Consider the following 26,328-nt stretch of genomic DNA (forward strand, 5'->3'; position numbering starts at 1 on the left):
CGATTGGATCCGCCTTGCGCCGTCTGCGCCTTCTTTTGCTCGCGCCCATCGTGGCCCTGCTGTCGGCCTGCAACCTGGTCGTACTCAACCCTGCCGGCGACGTCGCGTCCCAGCAGGGCGATTTGCTGATGATCTCGACCCTGCTGATGCTGATCATCATCGTGCCAGTGATGGGTCTGATCGTCTTCTTCGCCTGGAAGTATCGGGCGTCGAACAAGGAGGCCGAGGCTGACTACCGTCCTGACTGGGACCACTCCACCTCGCTGGAACTGGTCATCTGGGCCGCGCCGCTGATGATCATCATCTGCCTGGGCGCCCTGACCTGGGCTGGCACGCACCTGCTGGACCCCTATCGTCCGATCGACCGGATCAAGCCGGGCCAGGCCGTCGAGGAAAGCGTCGAGCCGTTGCAGGTCAATGTCGTCGCGCTCGACTGGAAGTGGATGTTCATCTACCCGCAGTACGGCGTCGCCACCGTCAATGAACTGGCCGCGCCGGTTGACCGTCCGATCCGTTTCCACATCACCTCGTCCTCGGTGATGAACAGCTTCTACATTCCCGCCCTGGCCGGTCAGATCTACGCCATGCCGGGCATGGAAACGAAGCTGCACGCCGTCATCAACCGTCCGGGCGAATACGAAGGCTTCTCGGCCAACTATTCCGGCGACGGCTTCTCGCACATGCGCTTCGCCTTCCACGGCCTGGATCAGTCCGGGTTCGACCAATGGATCGCCGGCGTGCGCCAAGGCGCCCAGACGCTGGACCGCGATCGCTATCTGGAGCTGGAAAAGCCCAGCGAGAAGGTGCCGGTCATGCGCTTCGGCGCCGTGGACGGCGCGCTGTGGGACGCGATCCTCAACATGTGCGTCGAGCCGGGCAAGATGTGCATGGGCGAGATGATGGCCATCGACAAACAGGGCGGCCTGTCCATGGCGTCGGTGCGCAACACCATGCCGCTGGTCTATGACAAATACGCCGGTCGCGGAAAATCGCCCGCCTACTTCGGCTCCAACGACAGCTACGTCATGACGATCTGCACCCCGCTGCAGGCCGAGGCGGCGGCCGCCGACCGCATGCGCCGCGCCGAACTGGATACGGTCGCCGGACCGACCAGCCTGGAGCGCCTGACCGGGCAGGGGTTGTCGCCCGGTCAGACACCGATGGCCGCGCTGACGACGCTGGCCCGCAATCCCTTCGCCACGGGGCCGGTTCCGACCGACGTCCGTTCCGCCCCCAACGCCTGAGCGAACACAGTCGATGAACGCTGATCAACTCATTCCGCTAATCTTCGGGCGCCTCACGCTTGAGGCTCTGCCGTTGCACGAGCCGATCCTGGTCGTGACCATGTCGGTCGTGCTGCTGGGCGGCCTCGCCCTGTTCGGCGCCCTGACGTATTTCAAGCTGTGGGGCTATCTCTGGAAGGAATGGTTCACCACCGTGGACCACAAGAAGATTGGGATCATGTACATGATCCTGGGTCTGATCATGTTCGTGCGCGGCTTCGCCGACGCCATCATGATGCGCCTGCAACAGGCGATGGCCTTCGGCGGGTCCGAGGGTTACCTGAACGCGCACCACTATGACCAGATCTTCACCGCCCACGGCGTGATCATGATCTTCTTCGTGGCCATGCCGCTGGTGACGGGCATCATGAACTATGTCGTGCCGCTGCAGATCGGCGCGCGCGATGTGTCCTTCCCCTTCCTGAATAACTTCAGCTTCTGGATGACCACGGCCGGCGCCGTCATCGTCATGGCCTCGCTGTTCGTGGGCGAGTTCGCGCGCACTGGCTGGCTGGCCTATCCGCCGCTGTCGGGCATCGGCTACAGCCCCGGCGTCGGGGTCGACTACTACATATGGGCCTTGCAGATCGCGGGGGTCGGGACAACGCTGTCCGGCATCAACCTGATCGCGACGATCGTGAAGATGCGCGCGCCCGGCATGGGCATGATGAAGATGCCGGTCTTCACCTGGACCTCGCTGTGCACCAACGTGCTGATCGTGGCGTCCTTCCCGGTTCTGACCGCTGTCCTGGCCCTGCTGACGCTGGACCGTTACGTCGGCACCAACTTCTTCACGAACGACTTCGGCGGCAACCCGATGATGTACGTGAACCTGATCTGGATCTGGGGTCACCCCGAGGTCTACATCCTGATCCTGCCGCTGTTCGGCGTCTTCTCGGAGATCGCCTCGACCTTCTCGGGCAAGAAGCTGTTCGGCTACACCTCCATGGTCTATGCCACGGTCGTCATCACGATCCTGTCCTACCTGGTCTGGCTGCACCACTTCTTCACCATGGGCTCGGGCGCCTCGGTGAACAGCTTCTTCGGCATCACGACGATGATCATCTCGATCCCGACGGGTGCGAAGATCTTCAACTGGCTGTTCACGATGTACCGCGGGCGCATCCGGTTCGAGCTGCCGATGATGTGGCTGGTCGCCTTCATGCTGACCTTCGTGATCGGCGGGATGACGGGCGTGCTGCTGGCGGTGCCGCCGGCCGACTTCGTGCTACACAACTCGCTGTTCCTGGTGGCCCACTTCCACAACGTCATCATCGGCGGCGTGCTGTTCGGCCTGTTCGCGGCGATCAACTTCTGGTGGCCCAAAGCCTTCGGCTTCAAGCTGGACAAGAAGTGGGGCCTGATCAGCTTCTGGTGCTGGGTGCCCGGCTTCTGGCTGGCCTTCCTGCCGCTGTATGTGCTGGGTCTGATGGGCGTGACGCGCCGGATGCGAGTGTTCGACGATCCCTCGCTGCAGATATGGTTCGTCATCGCCGCCATCGGCGCCGGCGTCATCGCCCTGGGCATCGCGGCCATGTTCATCCAGTTCGCCGTGTCGATCATCAACCGCGACAAGCTGCGCGACACCACGGGCGACCCGTGGGGCGGCCGCACGCTGGAGTGGGCGACCTCGTCGCCGCCGCCGGCCTACAATTTCGCCGCCACGCCCTACGTCCATGACGCCGACGCCTGGTGGGACATGAAGAAGCAGGGCTATCAGCGTCCGCTGAACGGCTACAAGGCGATCCACATGCCCTCGAACACCGGGGCGGGGATCATCATCTCGGGCCTGTGCCTGGTGATGGGGCTGGCCTTGATCTGGTACATCTGGTGGCTGGCCGCCATCAGCTTCATCGGGGTGTTGGCCGTCTCGATCGGCCATACCTTCAACTACAAGCGCGACTACTACATCCCCGAGGATGAGGTCCGCGCGACAGAAGAGGCGCGCACCCGCGCCCTGGCCGGAACGGAGGCCTGATCATGAGCGCGACTGCGACCGAGATCGACCGGACCGTCTTCCACCTGGAAGAGGAGCCGCACCACGAGGAAGGCTCCAGCACCATGCTGGGCTTCTGGCTCTATCTGATGAGCGACTGCCTCATCTTTGCGATGCTGTTCGCCGTGTTCGGCGTGCTGGGCGGCAACTACGCCGCCGGGCCGGGGCCCAAGGAGCTGTTCGACCTGGAGTTGGTGGCGATCAACACCGCCATGCTGCTGTTCTCGTCGATCACCTATGGCTTCGCCATGCTGGCGATGGATCGGAACAACCAGCGTCAGACGCTGGTCTGGTTGGCGATCACCGGCCTGTTCGGCCTGGCTTTCCTGGGTATCGAGCTCTACGAGTTCGCGCACCTGATCCATGAGGGCGCGACGCCGCAACGCAGCGCCTTCCTGTCGGCCTTCTTCACCCTAGTGGGCACCCACGGCCTGCACGTCACCTTCGGCATCATCTGGCTGGTGACGCTGATGGTTCAGGTCAGCATGAAGGGCCTGATCCCCGCCAACAAACGCCGCCTGATGTGCCTGTCGATGTTCTGGCACTTCCTGGACGTCATCTGGATCGGCGTCTTCACCTTCGTCTATCTGCTGGGCATGCTGCGATGAGCGCCGACAAGAACGACCACAGCCCTGAGTCTCACGAGACCGACCACCTGGGTCACGAGGGGCACAATCACGGCTCCTTCAAGAGCTATATGATCGGCTTCGTGCTGTCGGTGATCTTGACGGCCATCCCGTTCGCCCTGGTCATGACCGGCGTCCTGCCAACCCAGGCGACGGCCCTGATCGTCATGGGCTTCGCCGTGGTGCAGATCGTGGTCCACATGATCTTCTTCCTGCACATGAACTCCAAGTCCGAGGGCGGCTGGATCATGCTTGCGCTGATCTTCACCATCATCGTGGTGGTCATCGCCCTTTCGGGTTCGCTGTGGGTCATGTACCACCTGAACACCAATATGATGCCCATGACGCACGACATGGCGCAGATGGGCGGCTGAGGTCGAGATCACGGATCCGTCCTCAGACCCGGCCGGCGGCAAGGCCAGACGTTCGCGATCGTTCCGCATGGCGGTCGTGGTCGCGGGCCTGGCGTTGTTCGTCGGCTTTCTAGCGCTGGGCGGGTGGCAGGTTCAGCGCCTGGCCTGGAAGACCAATCTGATCGCCCAGGTCGATGCTCGCGTTCATGCGGCCGCCGTTGCAGCGCCTGGCCCGACCCAATGGGCCGGCGTGACGCGCGACAAGGATCAGTACCGCCGCGTCACGGTTCGCGGTCGATTTCTGCACGACAAGGAAACCCTGGTTCAGGCGGTGACCGACGCCGGCGGCGGCTTCTGGGTCATGACGCCACTGGTTGACGACCGGGGCTTCACCGTCCTGATCAATCGCGGTTTCGTGCCGTCAGGCCGACGCGATCCGGCCGTCCGCGCCGATGGTCAGGTCGAGGGGCCGCAGACGGTGACGGGCCTGCTCCGGATCACCGAGCCAAAGGGCGGCTTCCTGCGCGCCAATGATCCCGCCGGTGATCGCTGGCGGTCTCGCGACGTCGCGGCGATCGCTGCGCGGCGCGACCTGACGAGCGTCGCGCCCTATTTCATTGACGCGGACGCCAGCCCGAACCCAGGCGGATGGCCGCGCGGAGGGCTGACGGTGATCCGGTTCGCCAACAGCCATCTGGTCTATGCCCTGACCTGGTTCGGCATGGCGCTGCTGACCCTGGTTGGTCTTTGGCTGTTCCTGCGCGACAGCAGGCGCAACAGGTCGTGACGACGACAACTTTGCAAAGACTGCTGGGCCTGGGGCTCAGAGGCGGGGTCGCGACCCACGGCGGCGCCAACCGCCGCAACATGCTGCTGCTGATCCAGTTGCGCTGGCTGGCGGTCGCCGGGCAGGTGGCGACGATCCTGCTGGTCCAGTACGTGATGCGGATCCCCCTGCCGGTGCTATGGCTGCTGGCGGCGCCGGCGGGTCTGGTGCTGGTCAATCTGGTCAGCGCGCCGTTGACCGTACGCCGGCAGGAGGTCGAGGATCAGGCGCTGATGATCGCCCTGTTGGCGGATGTGGCGGCCCTGACCTGGCTGCTGTTCCTGACCGGGGGCGCCGCCAATCCTTTCGTGGCGCTGTATCTGCTGCAAGTCGTCTTGGGGGCGGTGCTGCTGGCGCCGGTCTATGCCTGGGCGCTCATCGCCGTCACCAGCCTGTGTTTCGCCGGGCTGGGCCTGCATTCCCGCCCGCTGAACCTGCCGCCGGCGCGCGAGGACTCGCTGCTCAGCCTTTATCTTCAGGGCAGTCTGATCTGTTTCGTGCTGATGGCCGTGCTGCTGGTGCTGTTCGTCACCCGGATTAGCCAGAACCTGCGTGAGCGCGACGCCTCCATGGCCGCCCTGCGCCAGCAGACGGCAGAGCACGACCATATCGTCCGGATGGGCCTGTTGGCGTCGGGCGCGGCGCACGAGTTGGGAACGCCGCTGGCTTCGCTGTCGGTGATCCTCAGCGACTGGAAGCGGATGCCGGCCCTGACCCAGGACGCCGACCTGGCCCAGGACATGGCGGTGATGCGGGCCGAGGTCGAACGCTGCAAGGCCATCGTCACCGGCATCCTGATGTCGGCCGGCGAGGCGAGGGGACAGGCGCCCGAGCGCACGACCCTGCGGGCCTTCGTCGCCGATGTGGTGGCCAGCTGGAGCGGCGACGGCGTGGCGGTGCAGATCCGCGACGAGCTGGCCCAGAACCCGTCAATCATCGCCGACCCCGCCCTGCGTCAGGTGCTGGGCGTGCTATTCGACAATGCGGTCGAGGCCGGAGCGAGCCGCATCACCGTGACCACGACGCGCACGGACCAAGATTTCGGCATCGCGGTCCGCGACGACGGACCAGGCTTTCCGCCGGCGATCCTTCAGGCTTGGGGCAAGCCCTACAATTCCACCAAGCCCAGGCCCGGCGCGGGTCTCGGGCTCTTTCTGCTTATGAATGTGATCCGGTCGCTTGGCGGTCGGGTAGAAGCCTCCAATCCCCCGGCGGGCGGCGCAGAAGTGCGTCTGACCCTGCCGCTTTCGGCGTTGGCTCCGACGGACGAGATCGCGCATGACCGATGACGCCAGATTGCTGCTGATCGTCGAGGACGACGAATCGTTCTCGACCACCCTGCGACGCTCGTTCGAACGGCGTGGCTATACGGTCGTCAGCGCCGCCAGTCCCGACCAGATGATCGAGGTTCTGAAGACGCATCGACCCGGCTATGCGGTCGTCGATCTGAAGCTGGGCGGGCATTCCGGCCTGACCTGCGTCGAGGCCCTTCACGCCTTCGATCCCGAGATGAACATCGTCGTCCTGACCGGCTTCGCCAGCATCGCGACGGCGGTCGAGGCGATCAAGCTGGGCGCCCGGCACTATCTGGCCAAGCCCGCCAGCACCGATGACATCGAAACCGCGTTCGGCCGGGCGGACGGCGACGCCGAGACGCCGCTGGGCACGCGCCCCACTTCGATCAAGACGCTGGAATGGGAGCGGATCCACGAGACGCTGGTGGAGACTGACTTCAACATTTCAGAGGCGGCGCGGCGCCTGGGCATGCACCGCCGCACCCTGGCGCGGAAGCTGGAAAAGCGCCGCGTCACCTAGTCCAGTTCGGCCGCGATTCGGTCGGCCAGCGCCCGTAAGGTTGCCGTATCCGCCATCGGCGCATGACCGTGACCTTTCATCTCGCGATCGGCCCAGCGCGGCACGATGTGGAAATGCAGATGGAAGACCGTCTGGCCGCCCGCCTCGCCATTGAACTGCAGGATCGACAGGCCTTCGGGCTTCAGCGCTTTCTCGACCGCCTTGGCCGTGCGTTGCAGGGCGGCGGTCATTCGGGGCAGCACCTCGGGCTCGATCTCCAGCAGATTACGCGCCTGGGACTGTTTGGCGATGATCAGGACGTGGCCTTCCGACTGGGGAAACACGTCCATGAAGGCCAGGACGTGGTCGTCCTCCCACACCTTCACCGACGGAATATCGCCGCGCAGGATCTTGGCGAAGATGTTGTTGGTGTCATAGGCGCCGTGCAGGCTCATGGGCGGTCTCCGTGCGGTTCGGACCTTCGATAGCAAAGCGGGCGGCGAAGGAGGAGCCTTCGTCCACTTCGTGCATTATGGTCGCGCTTGAACGTCACGAGGGCCGTCATGATCCGTTTCATCATCCAGGCGCTGGTCACGATGGCGGGCCTGTGGTTGTCCGCCCGGATCGTGCCGGGCGTGGATTTCACCAGCACTGGCTCGCTGATCGCGGCCGCCATAATCCTGGGCTTGGTCAACGCCTTTGTGCGGCCGATCCTGGTCGTGCTGACCTTCCCGATTACCGTCGTGACCCTTGGACTTTTCCTGCTGGTCGTGAACGCCGCCATGATCGGGCTGACCTCAGTCTTCCTGGACGGCTTCCGGGTCGACGGCCTGTGGGCCGGCATCGGCGCCGCCATCGTGACCGGCGTCGTCAGCTGGATCGCCGGCGCCTTCATCGGCGGCGGCGAAGAGGCGCGGGGCTAACTTCTTCAAAAGCTCGTCGAGGTGATGCGAGCCCAAGTAGGTTCAACACCTTAGTTCGGCCGGTCTGCGCTCGCTTCCCGACGCCTGCGGAAAAGCATATCTGTCATCGCTCGGGCCCTTTGCTCGATAAGTCGCTGACGGTCGGGATCGGGGTGGGGCTCCTGCGTCGTCGCCCAGCGTGCTCCGGCCGGCGCCGCCAAATCACGGCATACGCTCAGCGCAAGGCCCCGCTGGTAGCGTTTGCATTGCGCTTTTGTCGGTCGGCTTCCCCAGTAACACTGGCCGTTTCGACGGGCGTGAACGTATTCGACTCCCATTGCGCTGGCGGGACCGGCACGGGGCGACCGTTCTCGATAATCCGGATGGAACTGGGCTCTTCCCAGAGAGCGTAGGCCGCGAATGGCTCGATCGTGTCCACATGCTGCACAAGACCACAAATAACCCGTCCGCCGTTTCGAACATCACGGGCAGTGTGCTCAAGGATGACTGCGGAAGGTCGCTTTTCGGAGACTGTCTGAAGGATGGCCTCGTCCGATGGTCGCGGCGGGCGAGCGGTATCCATAGCCGAAGCCTGGCCAGCCATGATCACGAAAGTCATCGCTGCCAGAAACATAGGCTTACCCCACCTTCACCCGCGTCGCCGCCTCGGGCAGGTCTTCGCCGAAGGCGCGCTGGTAGAACTCGGCGATGGTCGGGCGTTCCAGCTCGTCGCACTTGTTCAGGAAAGTCAGGCGGAAGCTGAGGCCCAGGTCGTCGTTGAAAATCTGGGCGTTCTGGGCCCAGGTGATGACGGTGCGGGGCGACATGACGGTCGAGATGTCGCCGTTCATGAAGGCGTTGCGGGTCATGTCGGCGACGCGGACCATCGCGGCGATGCGGCGGCGGCCCTCGGCGTCCTTCCACTCGGGCACCTTGGCGGCGACGATCTCGGCTTCCACGTCGTGATCCAGATAGTTCAGCGTGGTGACGATGTTCCAGCGGTCCAGCTGGGCCTGATTGATCTGCTGTGCGCCGTGATACAGGCCCGTGGTGTCGCCCAGGCCGATCGTGTTGGTCGTGGCGAACAGGCGGAAATAGCGGTTCGGGCGGATGACGCGGTTCTGATCCAGCAGGGTCAGGCGACCCTGGGCCTCCAGCACGCGCTGGATCACGAACATCACGTCGGGCCGGCCGGCGTCGTATTCGTCGAAGACCAGGGCGATGGGGCGTTGCAGCGACCAGGGCAGGATGCCCTCGCGGAACTCGGTGATCTGCTTGCTGTCCTTCAGGACGATGGCGTCCTTGCCGATCAGGTCGATCCGGCTGACGTGACTGTCCAGGTTCACGCGCACCAGCGGCCAGTTCAGCCGGGCGGCGACCTGTTCGATGTGGGTCGACTTGCCGGTGCCGTGATAGCCCTGGACCATGACGCGGCGGTCGAACGCGAAGCCGGCGCAGATGGCGATCGTCGTCTGGGGATCGAAGCGATAGGCCTCGTCGATCTCGGGCACATGGCTGTCGCGCTCGTCGAAGGCTGGCACGGTCATGTCGCTGTCCACGCCGAAGGCTTCGCGCAGGGTCACGCGGCGATGCGGTTCGAGCGTCAGCAGGGGATCGGGGGAAGCGTCGAGCGGGGAGGTCATGGACCTCATCTAGAGGCGCCGCGCGCGCGGCTCAACACGCGCGCGGCCCTTGGCGTCGGTTATTTCGCGCTCAGGCGAACATCGACGTTGTTGCGGGTGGCGTTGGAGTAGGGGCAGACCTGGTGCGCCTTCTCGATCAGGTCGTCGATGACGGCCTGGTCCAGGCCGTGGTCGGTCACGGTCAGATCGACATCCAGGTTGAAGCCTTCGCCCTTGGTGTTCTTGCCGAAGCCGACGCCGGCGGTGACCTTTGTGTCGGGGCTGACGGGCGTGCCGGCCTTGCCGCTGACCAGACGCAGCGCGCCGAGGTAGCAGGCGGCGTATCCGGTGGCGAACAACTGCTCGGGATTGGTGCCGTCGCCGCCCTTGCCGCCCATCTCGGTCGGCGTTGACAGTTTGACGTCGATCTTCCCGTCGTCGGTGGCGGATCGACCGTCCTCACGGCCTCCGCCCGATGCGGTCGATTGGGCGCGATACAGAACTTCCATGGCAGGCTCCTTGGGTTGGGATGCTTGAGATGGGAGCTTAACGGCGGACGGGAAGAGGGCGTTGCATCGCGGCTCTAGCCATCGGCGGGCGACGCGGGCTAAAGCACCCTTTCGGGGCGCGTCGTCGGAGTACGCAGTGAAGATTGCCGAACGCTGGTTCGTGTGGGCGGGCATGGTTCTGCTGGGCGGCATCGCCCTGGCGGGGTTGGTCGTCGCCGTCTATGCGGCGTGGCTGTTCCACGACCTGCCCGACGCGTCGGAGCTGGCGGACTATCGCCCGCCGACCGCGACGCGCGTCTATGCCGGCGACGGCACCCTGATCGGCGAGTTTTCGGACGAGCGCCGAATCTATGTCTCCTATGACCAGATCCCCCAGCCGGTAATCCACGCCTTCCTGGCGGCCGAAGATCGCAACTTCTTCCAGCATGGCGGCATCGATGTGGGCGGCATCGGCCGCGCGTCGCTGAAGAACGTCTTCAACCTGGCGTCGGGGCGCCGGTTGGAAGGCGGTTCGACCATCACCCAACAGGTGGCCAAGAACGTCCTGCTGACCAACGAATCCAGCCTGAACCGCAAGCTGAAGGAAGCCATCCTGGCCAATCGCCTGGAGGCGACCTTGTCCAAGGAACAGATCCTCGAGCTGTATCTGAACGAGATCTTCCTGGGCTATCGCTCGTTCGGCATCGCGTCGGCGGCCTACAACTATTTCGGCAAGTCGCTGGCGCAGCTGACGCCTGACGAAGCCGCCTTCCTGGCGTCCCTGCCCAAGGGGCCGAACAACTATCACCCCAAGCGTCACCCCGGGGCGGCCAAGGGCCGTCGTGACTGGGTGCTAGGCGAGATGGAGCAGAGCGGCTGGCTGACGCCTGAACAACTGGTCGAGGCGCGCGCCAAGCCTTTGGTGACGCGCGATGCGCCGCAACGGTCGGATTACAAGGACGCCGACTTCTTCGTCGAGGAGGCGCGCCGTCAGGCCGCCGCCAACCCCCAGTTCGGCGAGCAACTGCGCGCCGGCGGCTTCTATATGCGCACGACCCTGGACCCGACGCTGCAGACGGCGGCGCGTCGGGCCCTGATGCAGGGGCTCGAAAACTACGACCGTCGTCATGGCTGGCGCGGCGGGTGGGGCACGACCGACTTCGCAGACGGGTGGCAGGCGGTCGCGCTGAAGGAACAGGCGCCGCCCGAGCGCCGCAGCTGGCAGGCCGCCGCAATCGAAAGCGTCAGCGGCAACACGGTCCGTATCCGCACGGCCCGCGACGACAAGTCCGGCACGCTGCTGGCGTCGGACGCCGCCTGGGCCAACGCCAATCGTCAGCTGAAGCGCGGCGAACTGATCTTCGTGGAGCCGCAGGGGGGGCAGTTCGCCCTGAAGCAGGTGCCGCGCGTCAACGGGGCGCTGGTCGCCATCGAGCCGCAGTCCGGCCGCGTGCTGGCGATGGTCGGCGGCTATTCCTACGCACTGTCCAGCTTCAATCGGGCGACCCAGGCGCGCCGCCAACCGGGTTCGGCGTTCAAACCGTTCGTCTATGCGACGGCGCTCGAGGGTGACTTCACCCCCGCCTCGATCGTCCTGGATGCGCCGATCAGCTTCGCCGGCGGTCCCAACGGCACGCGCTGGACGCCCGAGAACTACAGCCGCCAATACTACGGCCCTCAGACGCTGCGTCGCGGGCTGGAGCTGTCGCGCAACGTCATGACGGTGCGGCTGGCCCAGTCGGTCGGCATGAAGAAGATCGTGGATCAGTCGGCCAAGATGGGTCTGCCGGGCATGACGCCGAACCTGTCGGTGTCGCTGGGCGCCGGCGAGGTCACGCCGCTTGAGATCACGGCCGCCTATTCCGCCTTCGCCAACGGCGGGCGGCGGGTGACGCCCTATCTGATCGACTATGTGCAGGACCGCGACGGCGAGACCATCTTCCGCGCCGACAATCGCAGCTGCCGCGAATGCGGCCGGGGCTTCTCGGGCCAGGAATCGCCGCGGCTGCAGCAACGTGGCACCCAGGTCATCGACCCGATCACCGCCTATCAGATGAGCTCCATGCTGGAGGGCGTGGTTCAGCGCGGCACCGCCGCCAGCGCGCGCGGCCTCGGCCCCTGGGTCGCGGGCAAGACCGGCACGACCAACGAATATCGCTCGGCCTGGTTTGTGGGCTTCACCACCGACATCGTGGTCGGCGTCTTCATCGGCTTCGACGACAACCGCTCGCTGGGATCCGGTGAAGCCGGCGCCTCGGCCGCCGTGCCGGTCTTCACGGAGTTCATGCAGACGGCGTTGAAGGAAAGGCCGGCTCGCCCGTTCGTGCGGCCCAAGAACGCCATCTTCCGCACCGTCAACGGGATCGAGGAGGCCTTCCGCCCCGGCACCGAACGCCAGGCCCCGCCGCCGCGCCCGACCGGCCCGGCCCAGCCCGTCGGACCGCAGAACTACTATGAGGTAATCCGCCGCGAGCAGGAGGCCGCCAGCGGCGCGCCCGCCTCGTCGCCGGCGCCCACCGCGCCGCCGCCCCCCAAGAAGGCGCCGGCGGAGGACTTGAGCGGATTGTACTGAGGCTTTAGGTAGGCCTTTCGAACGGCGCGTCCTCGTGGCGCGCCGTTTTCCATTAATCCTGCCCTGTCGCGCGGCCTGCGGGTCGTGCTGCTTGAGGGCGTTGTGTCGCGGAGATTGCGATGAGACCGGATGTCGAGGCCATGAAGGCCGACATCGAGCAGAGCGTCGCTCTGCTCAGGAGGCGTCTTTGACTGGGATGTCGCTCTAAGAAAGCTCGATGAGCTGAATGCGCGGGTCGAGGACCCGACGCTGTGGGACAAGCCCGACGAGGCCCAGGCCGTCAGCCGCGAACGCTCGCAGCTGGAAGGCAAGATCAACACCGTCAAGGCGATAGGGCAGGACCTCGAAGACGGGGTGATGCTGGCCGAGATGGCGGACGAGGAAGGCGACGAGGGCGCGCTGGAAGACGCTCGCGCGTCGCTGCGCGGCATCAAGGAACGCGCCGCCCGCGCCGAGCTGGAAGCCCTGTTGTCCGGCGAGGCTGACGGTAACGACGCCTATCTGGAAGTGAACTCCGGCGCCGGCGGCACCGAGTCGAACGACTGGGCCGGCATGCTGCTGCGCATGTACTCCCGCTGGGCCAAGGCGCACGGCTACGAGGTCACGATCGAGGCGCACGAAGAGGGCGAGCAGGCGGGGGTCAAGTCGGCCACCATCCTGATCGAAGGGCCCAACGCCTATGGCTGGCTGAAGTCGGAATCGGGCGTGCACCGCCTGGTCCGCATCAGCCCCTATGACGCGGCGGCCAAGCGCCACACCAGCTTCGCCTCCATCGGGGTGTCGCCGGTCGTGGACGACGCGATCGAGATCGACATCAACCCCTCGGACGTGCGCACCGACACCTATCGCGCCTCGGGCGCCGGCGGTCAGCACATCAACAAGACCGACTCAGCCGTGCGCCTGACGCACACCCCGACCAACACCGTCGTGGCCTGCCAGGCCGGCCGGTCGCAGCACCAGAACCGCGAGATGGCGTGGAAGATGCTGCGCGCGCGCCTGTACGAGCTGGAACTGCAAAAGCGTGAGGCGGCGGCTCAGGCGCTGGCCGACGCCAAGACGGACATCGGGTGGGGCCACCAGATCCGCTCCTATGTCCTGCAACCCTATCAGATGGTGAAAGACCTGCGGACCGAGGTTGAGACCTCGGACACCCAGGGGGTGTTGGACGGCGACTTGGACGCCTTCATGGGCGCGGCCCTGGCCCAGCGGGTCGGCGAGACCCGCGGATCGAGCGTGGACTGACGGAAAAGGGCGGCTCCGATGAGCCGCCCTTTGTGTTTGGGCTACCGGCCTTACGGACGACTTGAGCCCGTTCGCATTCGACGCGGTCAGGCGGCGGTCTTGTCGGCCTTGTCAGCCTTTGGCGCGGGGGCTTCCAGCATGGCGGCGCCGGGGGTGTCGCGCTTGGCCTGGTTGCAGCGGCCCTGGAACCAGGCGCCCTGGTCGATGGCGAGTTGCTCTTGCGTGATATCGCCCTCGACGCGAGCGGTGGCGTGCAGCTTGACCTGTTTGGCGACGATGGCGCCCGATACGCGGCCGCGCACATCAAGGACGTCGGCATGGACCGTGCCCTCGACCGAGCCGCCTTCGCCGATCACGACGCGCGAGACGCGGACGTCGCCCTTCAGCGAGCCATCGACCTGAAGCTCGCCGGCGCCGGAGATGTTGCCTTCGTATTTCACGCCGGCCGACAGGGTCGACAGATTGCTGGACCGGGCCGCCGGACGGGCCGGTTCAGGGGCGCACGGCGCTTGCGTCGTCGCCGGCAGGGACGGCGTGCTCGCAGCCGTCGGCGTGGGCGTGGTCGGTTCGGGCGCTGGGGGGATGCCCAGGCCGTTCGATCCGCTGTCGTAGGATTTGCTCTTGGTGAACATGGTGCGCTCCGCATCTGCCAGCCAAGGCCGGCCAAGCCCCTATTAGCCCCGACGCCCACTAGGCCGTGGAGGAGGGGCCAAGGTCAAGCATCGCTTCCGAACGGCGCTCGCCGATTACAGGGCCCTGGCGGCCTCCAGCACGGCCGCGGCGTGGTCGGCGACCTTCACAATGCGCCAGGCCTTGGCGACGCGGCCCTCGGCGTCGATCAGGAAGGTGGCCCGCTCGATGCCCATGTAATCGCGGCCATAAAGCTTTTTCTGCACCCAGACGCCCCAGGCCTCGCAGGCGGCGCCGTCCTCGTCGGAGGCGAGGGTGACGGCGAGATCGTATTTGGCCTTGAACCTGTCGTGCTTCTTCACCGTGTCCTTGGACACGCCTATGACCGGCACGCCCAGAGCGGCGAAGTCGGGCGCCAGGGCGGTGAAGTCCTGCGCCTCGCGCGTGCAGCCGGTCGTGTCGTCCTTGGGATAGAAATAGACGACGGCGAGTTTGCCCTTCAGGGCGGCGAGGGTGACGCGGCCGCCGCCGTCCGTGGGCAGGTCGAGGGCGGGCGCGGGTTGGCCTTCTGCGGCGGACATCAGACGGGCCTCACCAGAACGATCTTTTTCTTGCCGGCCGCCAGCTTGATGACGCCGTCCTTGAGGTCGGCTTCGGTCAGCAGTTGGGCGCCGTCGGACACGGCGGCGTCGTTGAGGCGCAGACCGCCGCCCTGGGCCAGGCGACGGGCCTCGCCGTTGGAGGCCGTCAGGCCAGCCTTGGTCACGACAGCGGCGATCATGGCGCCGTAGACCTCGGCCGACGGCAGTTCGACGGTCGGCAGGTCGGCGGACAGCTGGCCTTTTTCGAAGTTGCTTTCGGCGGCGGCGCGCGCCTTTGCAGCCTCGTCCGCGCCATGCAGCAGGGTGGTCGCCGCATCGGCGAGGGCCTTTTTGGCGTCGTTGATCGCCGCGCCTTCCAGCGCTTCGTATTGCGCGATCTGTTCCAGGCTCAGGTCGGTGAACAGGCGCATGAAGCGGCCGACGTCGGCGTCCTCGGCGTTACGCCAGAACTGCCAGTAGTCGTAGGGGCTGAGTTGTTCGGCGTTCAGCCAGATGGCGCCCTGAGCGGTCTTGCCCATCTTGCCGCCCGACGCCGTGGTCAGCAGCGGCGTGGTCAGGCCGAAGGCAGCCTTCTGATCCACGCGGCGAACCAGATCTACGCCCGAAGTGATGTTGCCCCACTGGTCCGAGCCGCCCATTTGCAGGGTGACATTATGGCTGCGGTTGAGCTCCAGGAAGTCCACCGACTGCATCAGCATGTAGTTGAACTCAAGGAAGGTCATCGGCTGTTCGCGCTCAAGGCGCAGCTTGACCGAGTCGAAGCTCAGCATCCGGTTGACGGTGAAGTGGGTGCCGAAATCCCTCAGGAACTGGATGTAGCCGTAGCCGGACAGCCAGTCGTCATTGTTGACCATGACCGCATCTGTCGGTCCGTCGCCGAACGTCAGGAACTTGGCGAAGACCGTCTTGATGGTGTCGATGTTCGACTGGATCGTCTCTTCGGTCAGTTGCGGACGCGACGTGTCCTTGCCGGTCGGGTCGCCGACCTTGGTCGTGCCGCCGCCCATCAGGACGATGGGCTTGCCACCTGCCTGCTGAAGCCGGCGCAGCATCATGATCTGGATCAGGCTGCCGACGTGCAATGACGGCGCAGTGGCGTCGAAGCCGATATAGCCCGGCACCACGCCCGCGGCGGCCGCCTCGTCCAATTCGACGGGGTGGGTGATCTGATGGATGTAGCCGCGCGCCTGAAGCGTGCGCAGGAAGTCGGATTTGAAGGCGTGTTCGGTCATGGTGAGGCTGGGTTAGCAGGGATGACGAGGGTCGTCTTCCCCTAGTCGAGGCGGCGTCGGCTGTTCAGACGGCGCGGATGAAAAACACCGTCTAAAGTGTCTAATTCGTCTAATCTCAATCGGCGCGAAATTGCACGGCAACGCGAAACCGCGTGCAAAATGCAAAGTGGTGCAGTTCCAGGTAGAGCGGCTTTGGGCATGGCGCGCCCATTTTAGCGCCGTTTCAGGCCGCGATAGGTACGACGACGCTGCTGCGTCTCATGCCGCTGTAAATGCAGTCGATATTGCCCGCAGGTGCGCTGGCTGACGACTCATCGCCGAGCTGTCCGCCTTCAAGGAATCACCCGATTGAGGACCAGCGCAAAGAGGGCGACGACTACGGTCCATGTCAGGAGACGGAAGACGGCTCGGACGATGTGCCGCTGACGACCAGGCAAGGCGTGAGCAGACCCACAAAGAGGTGGAGGCGATCGTTTAAAAATTTGCGCTTCTCAGGGAAGACCATCTGCGGACCGTAGGGGGAGCGCTTAGGCATGCTGCAATGCTTTCACACCGGTCAGAAGCAAGCAAGGGTTGATGAGGCGTCGGGCAAGTCGGTCGGGCGATGGTTTTCGACGCTGTTTGCAAAGCGAAACGCATTTGCACAATCGGGCCCAGGTGGAGGAAGTCGGAGGCCAGCTTTTGATCTAATGCGTGGGCTTGCGAAGCAGCTTTCGCTCGACCAGCCACCAGGTAACGTTTGCCAGAGACGCCCCGATGGCGCCGCAAAGCGCCACCGTCAGTATGTGCGGCAAAGGCGGGGGCGCGGCCTCGCTCAAGAGCAACAGCGCAAAGGTGTAGGCCAATGTCAGCGCAAAAAGGGCGAGAAACCTCATCTCCAGATTGTAGATGCGTTGGCTCGGTCGATGCAATCGACGAGTTGGCCGGCCTGCGATACGAAGGCGCCATGCGCCTGCCTCTGATCCCGCATCCGACATCCAACTCTGCGGGACTGACTCTGGAGGTCGAGGCGCGGCGCGCCGGGCGGGTTCTGAGCCTGGAGTATGTGCTGGCCGGACCGGTAAATGGGGTGTGGCGGCCAGAGGCGGCGGCGCGGGTGCGGACTGACGAGTTGTGGCGGACGACCTGTTTCGAGGCGTTCGTGCGGACGGCGGGCGGCTATGTCGAATACAATCTGTCGCCGTCGGGGGCGTGGGCGGCCTATCGGTTCGACGGCTATCGCGAGGGGATGCGGGAGCTGAAGATGCACGCTCCGTTCATCGTTACGCGGTCGGCACCTGCACAGTTCGTGCTGACGGCGGACGTGACCTTGCCGGAGGATGCAGTCGGGTCGTCGGGGTTGGCGGCGGTGATCCGGGGCGTGGACGGGGCGATCGGCTATTGGGCGCTGGCGCATCCTTCGGATAAGCCGGACTTTCATCATCCCGACTCGTTCGCGCTGGACCTGACATGAACTTCGGCCTCGACCGCCTTTTGTCCGACGACACCCTGAGGGCGCAGCTGAAGGGGCGCCGCCTGGCCTTGCTGGCGCATCCGGCGTCGGTGACGAAGGACTTGACCCACGCGGTCGACGCCCTGGCCGCGTGTCCCGAGATCCGGCCGACCGCCGCCTTTGGCCCGCAGCACGGGATGAAGGGCGATCTGCAGGACAATATGATGGAGAGCCCGGATTATCGCGATCCGGTGCACGGCTTCCCGGTCTTCAGCCTGTACGGCGAGGTGCGGCGCCCGCGCGACGAATGGATGGCCGAGTTCGACGTGCTTCTGGTCGATCTGCAGGACCTGGGCTGCCGCATCTACACCTATGTGACGACGCTTTTATACGTGCTGCAGGCGGCGGCGAAACACGGCAAGTCGGTCTGGGTGCTGGACCGGCCCAATCCGGCGGGACGGCCGGTCGAGGGGATGACGCTGAAGCCCGGCTGGGAAAGCTTCGTCGGGGCCGGGCCGATGCCAATGCGCCATGGCATGACGATGGGCGAACTGGGCCTGTGGTTCATCGACCAGTTCAAGCTGGATGTGGATTACCGGGTGGTGGAGATGCAGGGCTGGGCGCCGGAGGCGGGGCCGGGCTTCGGCTGGCCGCTGCTGGACCGGTCATGGGTCAATCCCAGCCCGAATGCGCCGAACCTGTCGATGGCGCGCGCCTATGCGGGCACGGTGATGCTGGAAGGCGCGACCCTGTCGGAAGGGCGGGGGACGACACGGCCGCTGGAGCTGTTCGGAGCGCCGGACATCGACGCCCGGGCGGTGATCGCGGAAATGCAAGCGCTGGCGCCGCAATGGCTGGGCGGCTGCATCTTGCGCGATATGTGGTTCGAGCCGACCTTCCACAAGCACGTTGGAAAGCTGTGCAGCGGGGTGCAGATCCACGTCGATCACCCCGGCTATGACCACGCGGCCTTCCAGCCGTGGCGGGTTCAGGCCTTGGGCTTCAAGGCGATCCGTCGGCTGTATCCCGACTACGATCTGTGGCGGGATTTTCCGTACGAGTATGCGTTCGGGAAACTGCCCATCGACGTGATCAACGGCGGACCGGGCCTGCGGGAATGGGTGGACGACGCGGCGGCGACGCCAGGCGATCTGGATGCCGCAACGCAGCCGGACGAGGCGGCGTGGGAAGAGGCGCGGCGGCCGTTCCTGCTGTATTGAATCGCCATAACCAAAATCTATTGCGCATCCGCAAATAAGTGATTGGGCTTATTTGGTGCGGTGCGGTAGGGAGACCGCCTCCCAACCACCTTGCATTGGATTTTGCGCATGGCCCTCATCAACACGACCATCAAACCTTTTACGGCCGAAGCCTATAAGGGCGGCAAATTCCTGACGGTCACGGACGCCGACGTCGCGGGCAAGTGGGCGATCTTCTTCTTCTATCCGGCTGACTTCACCTTCGTGTGCCCGACCGAACTGGAAGACCTGGCCGACCACTATGCCGAGTTCCAGAAGCTGGGCGTCGAGATCTATTCGGTGTCGACCGACACTCACTTCTCGCACAAGGCCTGGCACGACTCGTCGCCGGCGATCGGCAAGATCGAATACACGATGCTGGGCGACCCGTCGGGTCTGGTGACCAACAACTTCGACGCCATGCGTCCGGGCGTGGGCCTGGCCGACCGCGCGACCTTCCTGGTCGATCCGGACGGCGTGATCCAGTTCACCGAGACGACGTCGGAAGGCATCGGCCGCAACGCCGCTGAACTGCTGCGCAAGGTCAAGGCCGCCCAGTATGTGCGCTCGCACCCGGGTGAAGTCTGCCCGGCCAAGTGGGAAGAAGGCGAAGCCACCCTGGCCCCGTCGCTCGACCTCGTCGGCAAGATTTAAGACTGACTACGCCTATCGGGTCCGGCCTTCGGGTCGGACCCACCCGGCCGCCCCCCAAATGCGGGACGCGGACCTTATCGCGCAGGCCTCGCCGGGATCGGCTCGAAGGCGGCGCGTTACCCTGAAATTCGAGGAGCATCCGATGCTAGACGCCAATCTGAAATCCCAGCTCGAAGCCTACCTCAAGAACATCGTCCATCCCGTCGAACTGGTCGCCTCGCTGGGCGCAGGGCCCAAGTCGATCGAGCTGAAGACCCTGCTGGAGGAGATCGTCTCGGTCTCGCACGGCAAGGTGGAGATGGGCCGCGACTATGACGACGAACGCCAGCCCAGCTTCCTGATCCGGCGCAAGGGCACGGACATCGGCGTGCGGTTTGCGGGCATTCCGCTGGGCCACGAGTTCACCTCGCTGGTGCTGGCCCTGCTGCACGTCGGCGGCCATCCGTCCAAGGCGGCGCAGGAGGTGATCCAGCAGGTCAGGGACCTGGACGGCGACTATGTGTTCGAGACCTATTTCTCGCTGTCGTGCCAGAACTGCCCGGACGTGGTGCAGGCGCTGAACCTGATGAGCGTGATCAATCCGCGCATCAAACACGTCGCTATCGAGGGCGGCCTGTTCAAGGACGAGGTGGACGAGCGCAAGATCATGGCCGTGCCGACGGTCTTCCTGAACGGCGAACTGTTCGGTCAGGGCCGGATGGAGCTGGAGCAGATCGCCGCCAAGCTGGATTCCGGCGCCGAAGCCCGCGCGGCCGAGCGTCTGAAGTCCAAGGATCCGTTCGAGGTTCTGGTGGTCGGCGGCGGGCCGGCCGGGGCGGCGGCCGCCATCTATACGGCGCGCAAGGGTATTCGCACGGGCGTGGTCGCCGAACGCTTCGGCGGACAGGTGCTGGACACGATGGCGATCGAGAACTTCGTCTCGGTCCCTTACACCGAGGGGCCCAAGCTGGCGGCCCATCTGGAGCAACACGTCCGCGAGTATGAAGTGGACCTGATGAACCTGCAGAAGGCGGCCAAGCTGATACCGGCCAAGGTTACGGGCGGCCTGCACGAGGTGGTGCTGGAGAATGGCGCCAGTCTGAAATCACGGACCGTCATCCTGTCGACGGGCGCGCGCTGGCGCCAGATGAACGTGCCGGGCGAGGAGCAGTACAAGAACAAGGGCGTGGCCTATTGCCCGCACTGCGACGGGCCGCTGTTCAAGGGCAAGCGGGTGGCGGTGATCGGCGGCGGCAACTCAGGCGTCGAGGCGGCGATCGACTTGGCGGGCATCGTGGCCCATGTGACCCTGATCGAATATGACAGCGAACTGCGAGCCGATGCGGTGCTGCAGCGCAAGCTGGCGACCCTGCCGAACGTGCGGATCGTGACCTCGGCCCTGACGACCCAGGTGCATGGCGACGGCGAGAAGGTGACGGGACTGTCCTATAAGGACCGCAACTCCGACGCCCATCACGACGTCGATCTGGAAGGCATCTTTGTGCAGATCGGTCTGGTCCCGAACACCGAATGGCTGCACGGCGCGGTGGGCCTGACCCCGCGCGGCGAGATCGAGGTGGATCACCGCGGCGAGACCTCGCAGCCGGGCATCTTTGCGGCGGGCGACGCGACGACCGTACCCTACAAGCAGATCGTCATCGCCATGGGCGAAGGCTCTAAGGCGGGGCTGTCGGCATTCGACTACATGATCCGTACCGAACCGGCGAAAGAGGCGGTGGCCGAACCGGCGTGATCGCTTAACGGTGAGGGCAACCGGGCCAGCAGCAGGGGCGGCGTTTGCTGTCGGTCAAGCTCGCCCGGCCCCAATCCAGCCGTTTGCGCCGGGTTTCCGACTTCTTGGCGGTCTCGATCCAGCAGATCCATTCGTTGCGGGCCAGGGGCGTGATGTCGCGCCAGGTCGCCAAGGCGTCCGGCGCGGCGACCAACGACGCGCGCAGGTCGTCCGGCAAGTCATGAACCACGCCGCCGGGGATGTCGGTCGCATCTGCCATGCCCATTTGTCGCAGCGACAAGCCTTGTCAGCAACGGCGCGTTAGAACCGCCGTGCGAGACCGACACCGAACTCCACGTCCGGGCTGTCGTCGTTCAGGCCGAAGTTAAGACCGAAATCCAGCTGGGCGTCGGGCAGGGACGGCGGCGACCAGACGGCGGTCAGGTCGAAGGTGGACGGCGTGGTCGGCGCGACGGGATCATCGTCGCGGCTGATCCAGACCTCGGCGCCCAGGTCCCATTGGCCAAAGCCGCGCCCTACGCCTGCGACCATCGTATAGGCGCCGTGGCGGCCGTCGCCGTCCGCATCCGAAACCCAGTTCACCTCGGGCGACAGGCTCAGGCTCCAGTCGTCGTTCAGCGGGATGGAGACCGGCAGGATGACGCCGCCCTCGAACCCGTCGGCGCGAATGCCGCGCGCACCCGTCGGCGCGGTGATGAAGCCGGAAATCGCGAGGGACAGGCCCGAGCCGTCAGGGTTCTTCAGCGAGTGCCGCAGGCCGATACTGAGATCGCCGACGCCTTCGTTCACATCACGATCGCCGGTCGCGCGGTCGAGAATGCGTTCGTGGTTCCAGGTCGTGAGTCCGAGTTGAAGCTCAGTCAGGCCGGTCAGGCCATAGCGCACGAACAGGTCACCGGCGTCCCAGGTGTCGGTCCGTGTGGCGTCGTCCGTCTGACGCGCGCCGTCGAACAGGCCGAGTTCGACCTGCCAGCGGCCCTTGTCGAGGATGCAGGCAGGCGTGCCCTTGCCGGGGCGATCGGCGCAGAAATCGCGCTCTGATGCGGGAGTCGACTGAGCCGCAACGGCCGAGGGTAAGGCCAGAGAGGCGATCAGGGCGATCAGAAGGGGCGGACGCATGGCGGATCTCGCAGCGATGTCTCGCCCGATCATGCCGCCCGCGCCTTAATCAGCCGTGACGCCAAGCCGAATATCAGGCCGGATGTTAGGCCGGCTTTTCTTCCAGACGCTTGTCCAGATAGGCGCCGACGCGGGTTTCGACCGCGCTCATGTGGTCCTGCCAGAAGTGGCTGGCGCCCTCTTCCAGTTCGTAGTCGATGATGATGCCCTTTTGGGTGCGCAGCTTGTTGACGACACGCTCGACCTCGACCGGCGGGACGATGGTGTCGGCCGTGCCGTGCAGGAACAGGCCGGACGCCGGGCAGGGCGCCAGGAAGCTGAAGTCGTACATGTTCGACGGCGGCGAGACCGAGATGAAGCCGTCCGTCTCGGGGCGACGCATCAGAAGCTGCATGCCGATGTAGGCGCCGAACTGATAGCCGGCGACCCAGGTCTGGCTGGCGCCAGGGTTGTTGGCCTGGAGCCAATCGAGGGCGGTGGCCGCGTCGGCCAGCTCGCCGATGCCCGAATCGAACTCGCCCTGCGACTTGCCGACGCCGCGCGAGTTGTAGCGCAGGGTCGCAAAGCCACGCTGCTGGAACAGCTGGTGCAGGGTGACCGCGACCGGGTTGTTCATATGTCCGCCCGCCTTAGGGTGCGGATGCAGGATCAGCGCGATCGGGGCGTTCGGGCGCTTGCCCGGGGAATAGCGGCCTTCGATGCGACCGGAGGCGCCGGGCAGGATGACTTCAGGCATAGGGGCTCTGGAATCCGTTCAACTGTCATTTCGCGAGTGCGTAATACTTGACCGCGGAGGTGGGACTTTCTAAGTCCCTCCGCAAGCGCGCCGCCTTTGCGAAGGCGCGGGTTCTAGCACAGGAGCCCCGAAAAGCGCGCAATTTTTGAAGGTGCGAAATGCGTCTGTCGACCAAGGGACGATACGCCGTGATGGCGATGGCCGATCTGGCGAAGAACGGACGCGGCGAGAGCGGTGAAATCCGGGCGGTTTCGCTGGCCGAGATCGCCGCGCGCCAGGAGATTTCGCTGAGCTATCTGGAGCAGTTGTTCGCCCGTCTGAGGAAGAGCGAACTGGTCAAGAGCGTGCGCGGACCGGGCGGCGGATACCGTCTGGCCAAGGCGGCGCACGAGACGGTGGTCGCCGAGATCGTGCTGGCCGTCGATGAGCCGATCCGGGCGACGCGGTGTGTGGCGCATGGCTCGCCCAAGGGCTGTATGCTGGCCGGCGAACGCTGCATCACCCACAATCTTTGGGAAGACCTGGGCGACGAAATCCATCGCTATCTGGCCGGCGTGTCGCTGGAGGATGTGGTGATGAACCGGACGGGCCAGCGTCGGCGCAACGTCGAGCCCTCGGCCGTGGGGGTGGCGGCATGAGCGGCGTCTATCTGGACTACAACGCCTCGGGCCTGGTGCGGCCGGAAGTGCTGGACGTCATGGCGCGGGCGCTGGCCGACAACGGCAATCCGTCGGCGGTCCACGCCGCCGGGCGGCGGGCGCGGGCGAGGGTCGAGACGGCGCGGGCCCAGGTCGGCGAACTGGTCGGGGCCGATCCGACGGCGGTGGTGTTCAACTCGGGCGGCACTGAAGCCAATGCCCAAGGCATCGCCAGCGCGCTTGCGGCCGGTTGCGAGCGGCTGATCGTGTCGGCGACCGAGCATCCGTGTGTGGCTGAGACGGCTGCGAATGCGGGGGCGCCGGTCGAGGTGCTGCCGGTCGATGCGAACGGGGTGGTGGATCTGGACTGGCTGGCCGACGCGCTGCGCCGACCGGGCCGGGCCGTGGTCGCCATCCACCATGCGAACAACGAAAGCGGCGTCATCCAGCCGATCGCCGAGGCGGCGGCTCTGGTGCGGGCGGCGGGCGGCTGGCTGCATGTCGACGCCATTCAGTCGGCGGGCAAGGTCGCGGTCGATATGCGCGCGCTGGACGCCGACACCCTGACCCTGTCGGCGCATAAGCTGGGCGGGGCGCAGGGCGTCGGCGCCCTGATCTTCAAGGCAGGCCTGTCGGGCGTGCGCATCCTGCACGGCGCGGGGCAGGAGCGGGGGCTGCGCGCCGGGACCGAGAACGTGCCCGGCATCGCCGGCTTCGGCGTCGCGGCCGATTGCGCCGCGCGTGATCTGGAGACGATGGCCTCGCACGTCGTCTGGCGTGATGCGGCCGAAGCCAAGGTCAAGGCCGCAGGCGCGACCATCATCGGCGGCGACGCAGCGCGTCTGCCCAACACCCTGTTCATGGCCGTCGAGGGCTGGGACAGTCCGCAGCAGCTGATCACCCTGGACCTGACGGGCGTCATGGTGTCGGCCGGCTCGGCCTGTTCGTCGGGCAAGGTCAAGCCGTCCAAGACCATCAGCGCCATGGGCCTGAATTCGCTGGCGACCGGGGGCGTGCGCGTCTCCGGCGGCTGGGGCACGGTCGAGAGCGACTGGGCAAGGTTCGCCGACGCCTGGGTCGCCGCCTACAACAAGCACAAGACGCGCGCCGCCGAGCGCGTGAGAGAGGTCGCCTGATGGCCGCCGTCAAGGAAACCATCGACGCCGTCGCTGCACTGGAAAAGTACGAGCACGGCTTCACGTCCGACATCGAGACCGAATATGCGCCCAAGGGGCTGAGCGCCGAGATCGTGCGCTTCATTTCCGAAAAGAAGGGCGAGCCGGAATGGATGCTGGAATGGCGTCTGGCCGCCTATGAGCGCTGGCTCGCGATGGAAGAGCCGACCTGGGCGGCGGTGAAGTACGAACCCGTCGACTATCAGGACCTGTTCTACTATGCGGCGCCCAAGAAGAAGGACGGGCCCAAGTCGCTGGACGAGGTCGATCCCGAGATCCTGGAGATCTACAAGAAGCTGGGCATCCCGCTGAAGGAGCAGGAGGTGCTGGCCGGGGTGCAGGGCGCGCCCAAGGTCGCCGTGGACGCCGTCTTCGACAGCGTGTCGGTGGTCACGACCTTCAAGGAAGAACTGGCCAAGGTCGGCGTGATTTTCATGCCGATTTCCGAGGCCTTGCGCGAATATCCTGATCTGGTTCGGCAGTATCTGGGGTCGGTGGTTCCGGTCTCGGACAATTATTTCGCAGCGCTGAACAGTGCGGTCTTTTCGGACGGCTCGTTTGTCTACATCCCGCCGGGCGTCAAATGCCCGATGGAGCTGTCGACCTATTTCCGCATCAACGCCAGCCAGACCGGCCAGTTCGAGCGGACCCTGATCATCGCCGACAAGGGGGCCTACGTCTCCTACCTTGAGGGCTGCACCGCGCCGATGCGCGACGAGAACCAGCTGCACGCAGCCGTGGTCGAGATCGTGGCGCTGGACGACGCCGAGGTGAAATATTCGACGGTCCAGAACTGGTATCCGGGCGACGCCGAGGGCAAGGGCGGCATCTACAACTTCGTGACCAAGCGCGCCGACTGCCGTGGCGATCGGTCCAAGGTGTCGTGGACGCAGGTCGAGACCGGCTCGGCCGTGACTTGGAAATATCCGTCCTGCATCCTGAAGGGAGAGGAGAGCTCCGGCGAGTTCTATTCCATCGCCATCACCAACGGGCATCAGCAAGCCGACACCGGCACCAAGATGATCCACTTGGGCAAGAACTCGAAGTCGCGGATCATCGCCAAGGCGGTGTCGGCGGGCAAGTCGGACTCGACCTATCGAGGCCTGGTCTCGGTGCATACGAAGGCGACGGGCGTGCGCAACTTCACCCAGTGCGACAGCCTGCTGATCGGCAAGGAGTGCGGCTCGCACACCATCCCCTATATCGAGGCGCGCAACGGCTCGGCCCTACTGGAGCATGAGGCGACAACGACGCGCCTGTCGGACGACCAGCTGTTCTACGCCCAGCAGCGCGGGCTGTCGCAGGAGGAGGCCGTGGCCCTGCTGGTCAACGGCTTCGTCCGCGACGTGATGCAGAAACTGCCGATGGAGTTCGCCGTCGAGGCGCAGAAGCTGGTGGCGATCAGCCTTGAAGGCTCGGTTGGATAATCAAGAAGA

At 65.5% G+C, this 26,328-nt stretch carries 26 protein-coding genes; 17 read left to right on the top strand and 9 right to left on the bottom strand.

Annotation, left to right across the window (positions count from 1 at the left end; translation table 11 throughout):
* Positions 1-14: 14 nt before the first annotated feature.
* The 7 genes from cyoA to ABIC32_RS10985 all read left to right on the top strand — a co-directional run bounded on the left by cyoA (position 15) and on the right by ABIC32_RS10985 (position 6,899).
* The gene (cyoA, locus tag ABIC32_RS10955) at positions 15-1,244 is read left to right on the top strand and encodes a ubiquinol oxidase subunit II (protein ID WP_354074183.1); all 1,230 of its coding nucleotides are present in this window, start codon (positions 15-17) and stop codon (positions 1,242-1,244) included.
* 13 nt (positions 1,245-1,257) lie between these two features.
* Positions 1,258-3,261 carry a cytochrome o ubiquinol oxidase subunit I gene (gene cyoB, locus ABIC32_RS10960; RefSeq protein WP_242076691.1) on the top strand — a complete coding sequence of 668 codons (2,004 nt, stop codon included), beginning with the start codon at positions 1,258-1,260 and terminating at the stop codon, positions 3,259-3,261.
* 2 nt (positions 3,262-3,263) lie between these two features.
* Complete coding sequence (cyoC, locus tag ABIC32_RS10965) at positions 3,264-3,887, top strand: cytochrome o ubiquinol oxidase subunit III (protein ID WP_039248366.1); 624 nt, start codon at positions 3,264-3,266, stop codon at positions 3,885-3,887.
* Positions 3,884-4,279, top strand: coding sequence for a cytochrome o ubiquinol oxidase subunit IV (gene cyoD / locus ABIC32_RS10970; protein WP_045811653.1), 396 nt, complete (start codon positions 3,884-3,886; stop codon positions 4,277-4,279). The genes cyoC and cyoD overlap by 4 nt, the downstream gene beginning before the upstream one ends.
* Positions 4,280-4,346: 67 nt before the next feature.
* Entirely contained in the window at positions 4,347-5,045 is a 699-nt protein-coding gene (locus tag ABIC32_RS10975; RefSeq protein WP_307511600.1) for an SURF1 family protein, read from the top strand.
* Positions 5,042-6,373 (top strand): ATP-binding protein, encoded by a 1,332-nt coding sequence (locus tag ABIC32_RS10980; RefSeq protein ID WP_354074184.1) that lies wholly within the window; start codon positions 5,042-5,044, stop codon positions 6,371-6,373. The genes ABIC32_RS10975 and ABIC32_RS10980 overlap by 4 nt, the downstream gene beginning before the upstream one ends.
* Entirely contained in the window at positions 6,363-6,899 is a 537-nt protein-coding gene (locus ABIC32_RS10985) for a response regulator transcription factor (RefSeq protein WP_354074185.1), read from the top strand. Before ABIC32_RS10980 ends, ABIC32_RS10985 begins: the two co-directional genes overlap by 11 nt.
* On the opposite strand, the gene ABIC32_RS10990 is transcribed toward ABIC32_RS10985, so the two are convergent.
* Positions 6,896-7,333 carry an HIT family protein gene (locus ABIC32_RS10990; RefSeq protein WP_354074186.1) on the bottom strand — a complete coding sequence of 146 codons (438 nt, stop codon included), beginning with the start codon at positions 7,331-7,333 and terminating at the stop codon, positions 6,896-6,898. The two genes, ABIC32_RS10985 and ABIC32_RS10990, sit on opposite strands and share 4 nt — an antisense overlap.
* A gap of 108 nt (positions 7,334-7,441) precedes the next feature.
* Here ABIC32_RS10990 and ABIC32_RS10995 point away from each other — a divergent pair, with 108 nt between their 5' ends.
* On the top strand, positions 7,442-7,801 hold the full coding sequence (locus tag ABIC32_RS10995) for a phage holin family protein (protein WP_185224014.1): 360 nt from the start codon (positions 7,442-7,444) through the stop codon (positions 7,799-7,801).
* Positions 7,802-8,418: 617 nt separating this feature from the next.
* Here ABIC32_RS10995 and cobS read toward each other — a convergent pair.
* Together cobS and ABIC32_RS11005 are read right to left on the bottom strand one after the other, a co-directional pair.
* On the bottom strand, positions 8,419-9,423 hold the full coding sequence (gene cobS, locus ABIC32_RS11000; protein WP_017504030.1) for a cobaltochelatase subunit CobS: 1,005 nt from the start codon (positions 9,421-9,423) through the stop codon (positions 8,419-8,421).
* A 59-nt stretch (positions 9,424-9,482) separates the two neighbouring features.
* A complete protein-coding gene (locus tag ABIC32_RS11005; protein WP_039247361.1) occupies positions 9,483-9,911 on the bottom strand; it encodes an organic hydroperoxide resistance protein in 429 nt (142 codons plus the stop codon).
* A gap of 136 nt (positions 9,912-10,047) precedes the next feature.
* On the opposite strand from ABIC32_RS11005, the gene ABIC32_RS11010 reads away from it, so the two are divergent.
* Positions 10,048-12,462, top strand: a complete 2,415-nt coding sequence (locus ABIC32_RS11010; protein ID WP_165117043.1) for a penicillin-binding protein 1A — start codon at positions 10,048-10,050, stop codon at positions 12,460-12,462.
* A gap of 119 nt (positions 12,463-12,581) precedes the next feature.
* A protein-coding gene (gene prfB, locus ABIC32_RS11015; RefSeq protein ID WP_354074187.1) for a peptide chain release factor 2 occupies positions 12,582-13,704 on the top strand; the annotation gives its coding sequence in 2 pieces (ribosomal slippage) (positions 12,582-12,650 and positions 12,652-13,704; 1,122 coding nt in all).
* Positions 13,705-13,790: 86 nt separating this feature from the next.
* Here the strand turns inward: prfB and ABIC32_RS11020 are convergent.
* The 3 genes from ABIC32_RS11020 to tyrS all read right to left on the bottom strand — a co-directional run bounded on the left by ABIC32_RS11020 (position 13,791) and on the right by tyrS (position 16,168).
* The gene (locus ABIC32_RS11020) at positions 13,791-14,336 is read right to left on the bottom strand and encodes a bactofilin family protein (RefSeq protein ID WP_354074188.1); all 546 of its coding nucleotides are present in this window, start codon (positions 14,334-14,336) and stop codon (positions 13,791-13,793) included.
* A gap of 114 nt (positions 14,337-14,450) precedes the next feature.
* The gene (locus ABIC32_RS11025) at positions 14,451-14,915 is read right to left on the bottom strand and encodes a peroxiredoxin (RefSeq protein WP_354074189.1); all 465 of its coding nucleotides are present in this window, start codon (positions 14,913-14,915) and stop codon (positions 14,451-14,453) included.
* Positions 14,915-16,168: a tyrosine--tRNA ligase gene (gene tyrS, locus ABIC32_RS11030; protein WP_354074190.1), complete on the bottom strand. Its 1,254-nt coding sequence runs from the start codon at positions 16,166-16,168 to the stop codon at positions 14,915-14,917. Before tyrS ends, ABIC32_RS11025 begins: the two co-directional genes overlap by 1 nt.
* Positions 16,169-17,114: 946 nt before the next feature.
* On the opposite strand from tyrS, the gene ABIC32_RS11035 reads away from it, so the two are divergent.
* The 4 genes from ABIC32_RS11035 (at position 17,115) to ahpF (ending at position 21,224) form a co-directional block, all read left to right on the top strand.
* Positions 17,115-17,621, top strand: coding sequence for a DOMON-like domain-containing protein (locus ABIC32_RS11035; RefSeq protein WP_354074191.1), 507 nt, complete (start codon positions 17,115-17,117; stop codon positions 17,619-17,621).
* Entirely contained in the window at positions 17,618-18,820 is a 1,203-nt protein-coding gene (locus ABIC32_RS11040) for an exo-beta-N-acetylmuramidase NamZ family protein (protein ID WP_354074192.1), read from the top strand. The genes ABIC32_RS11035 and ABIC32_RS11040 overlap by 4 nt, the downstream gene beginning before the upstream one ends.
* A 108-nt stretch (positions 18,821-18,928) precedes the next feature.
* A complete protein-coding gene (gene ahpC / locus ABIC32_RS11045; RefSeq protein WP_017504020.1) occupies positions 18,929-19,492 on the top strand; it encodes an alkyl hydroperoxide reductase subunit C in 564 nt (187 codons plus the stop codon).
* A gap of 142 nt (positions 19,493-19,634) precedes the next feature.
* Positions 19,635-21,224, top strand: a complete 1,590-nt coding sequence (gene ahpF / locus ABIC32_RS11050) for an alkyl hydroperoxide reductase subunit F (protein WP_354074193.1) — start codon at positions 19,635-19,637, stop codon at positions 21,222-21,224.
* 4 nt (positions 21,225-21,228) lie between these two features.
* Here ahpF and ABIC32_RS11055 read toward each other — a convergent pair whose 3' ends face one another.
* From ABIC32_RS11055 to ABIC32_RS11065, 3 genes are all read right to left on the bottom strand, one after another.
* Positions 21,229-21,483 (bottom strand): YdeI/OmpD-associated family protein, encoded by a 255-nt coding sequence (locus ABIC32_RS11055; RefSeq protein ID WP_354074194.1) that lies wholly within the window; start codon positions 21,481-21,483, stop codon positions 21,229-21,231.
* 41 nt (positions 21,484-21,524) lie between these two features.
* Positions 21,525-22,343: a transporter gene (locus ABIC32_RS11060; RefSeq protein WP_354074195.1), complete on the bottom strand. Its 819-nt coding sequence runs from the start codon at positions 22,341-22,343 to the stop codon at positions 21,525-21,527.
* Between the two features lie 85 nt (positions 22,344-22,428).
* A complete protein-coding gene (locus ABIC32_RS11065; protein WP_017504016.1) occupies positions 22,429-23,079 on the bottom strand; it encodes an alpha/beta hydrolase in 651 nt (216 codons plus the stop codon).
* A 158-nt stretch (positions 23,080-23,237) separates the two neighbouring features.
* Between ABIC32_RS11065 and ABIC32_RS11070 the strand changes: the two genes are divergently transcribed.
* Genes ABIC32_RS11070 through sufB form a run of 3 tightly spaced genes read left to right on the top strand, consistent with a single transcriptional unit; the run spans position 23,238 to position 26,319 of the window.
* A complete protein-coding gene (locus ABIC32_RS11070; RefSeq protein WP_055753471.1) occupies positions 23,238-23,717 on the top strand; it encodes an Rrf2 family transcriptional regulator in 480 nt (159 codons plus the stop codon).
* Complete coding sequence (locus ABIC32_RS11075; protein ID WP_354074196.1) at positions 23,714-24,853, top strand: cysteine desulfurase family protein; 1,140 nt, start codon at positions 23,714-23,716, stop codon at positions 24,851-24,853. Before ABIC32_RS11070 ends, ABIC32_RS11075 begins: the two co-directional genes overlap by 4 nt.
* Positions 24,853-26,319, top strand: coding sequence for a Fe-S cluster assembly protein SufB (gene sufB / locus ABIC32_RS11080; RefSeq protein WP_354074197.1), 1,467 nt, complete (start codon positions 24,853-24,855; stop codon positions 26,317-26,319). Before ABIC32_RS11075 ends, sufB begins: the two co-directional genes overlap by 1 nt.
* Positions 26,320-26,328 lie beyond the last annotated feature (9 nt).

It is taken from the genome of Brevundimonas sp. 1080, assembly GCF_040545985.1.
Lineage (GTDB): Bacteria > Pseudomonadota > Alphaproteobacteria > Caulobacterales > Caulobacteraceae > Brevundimonas.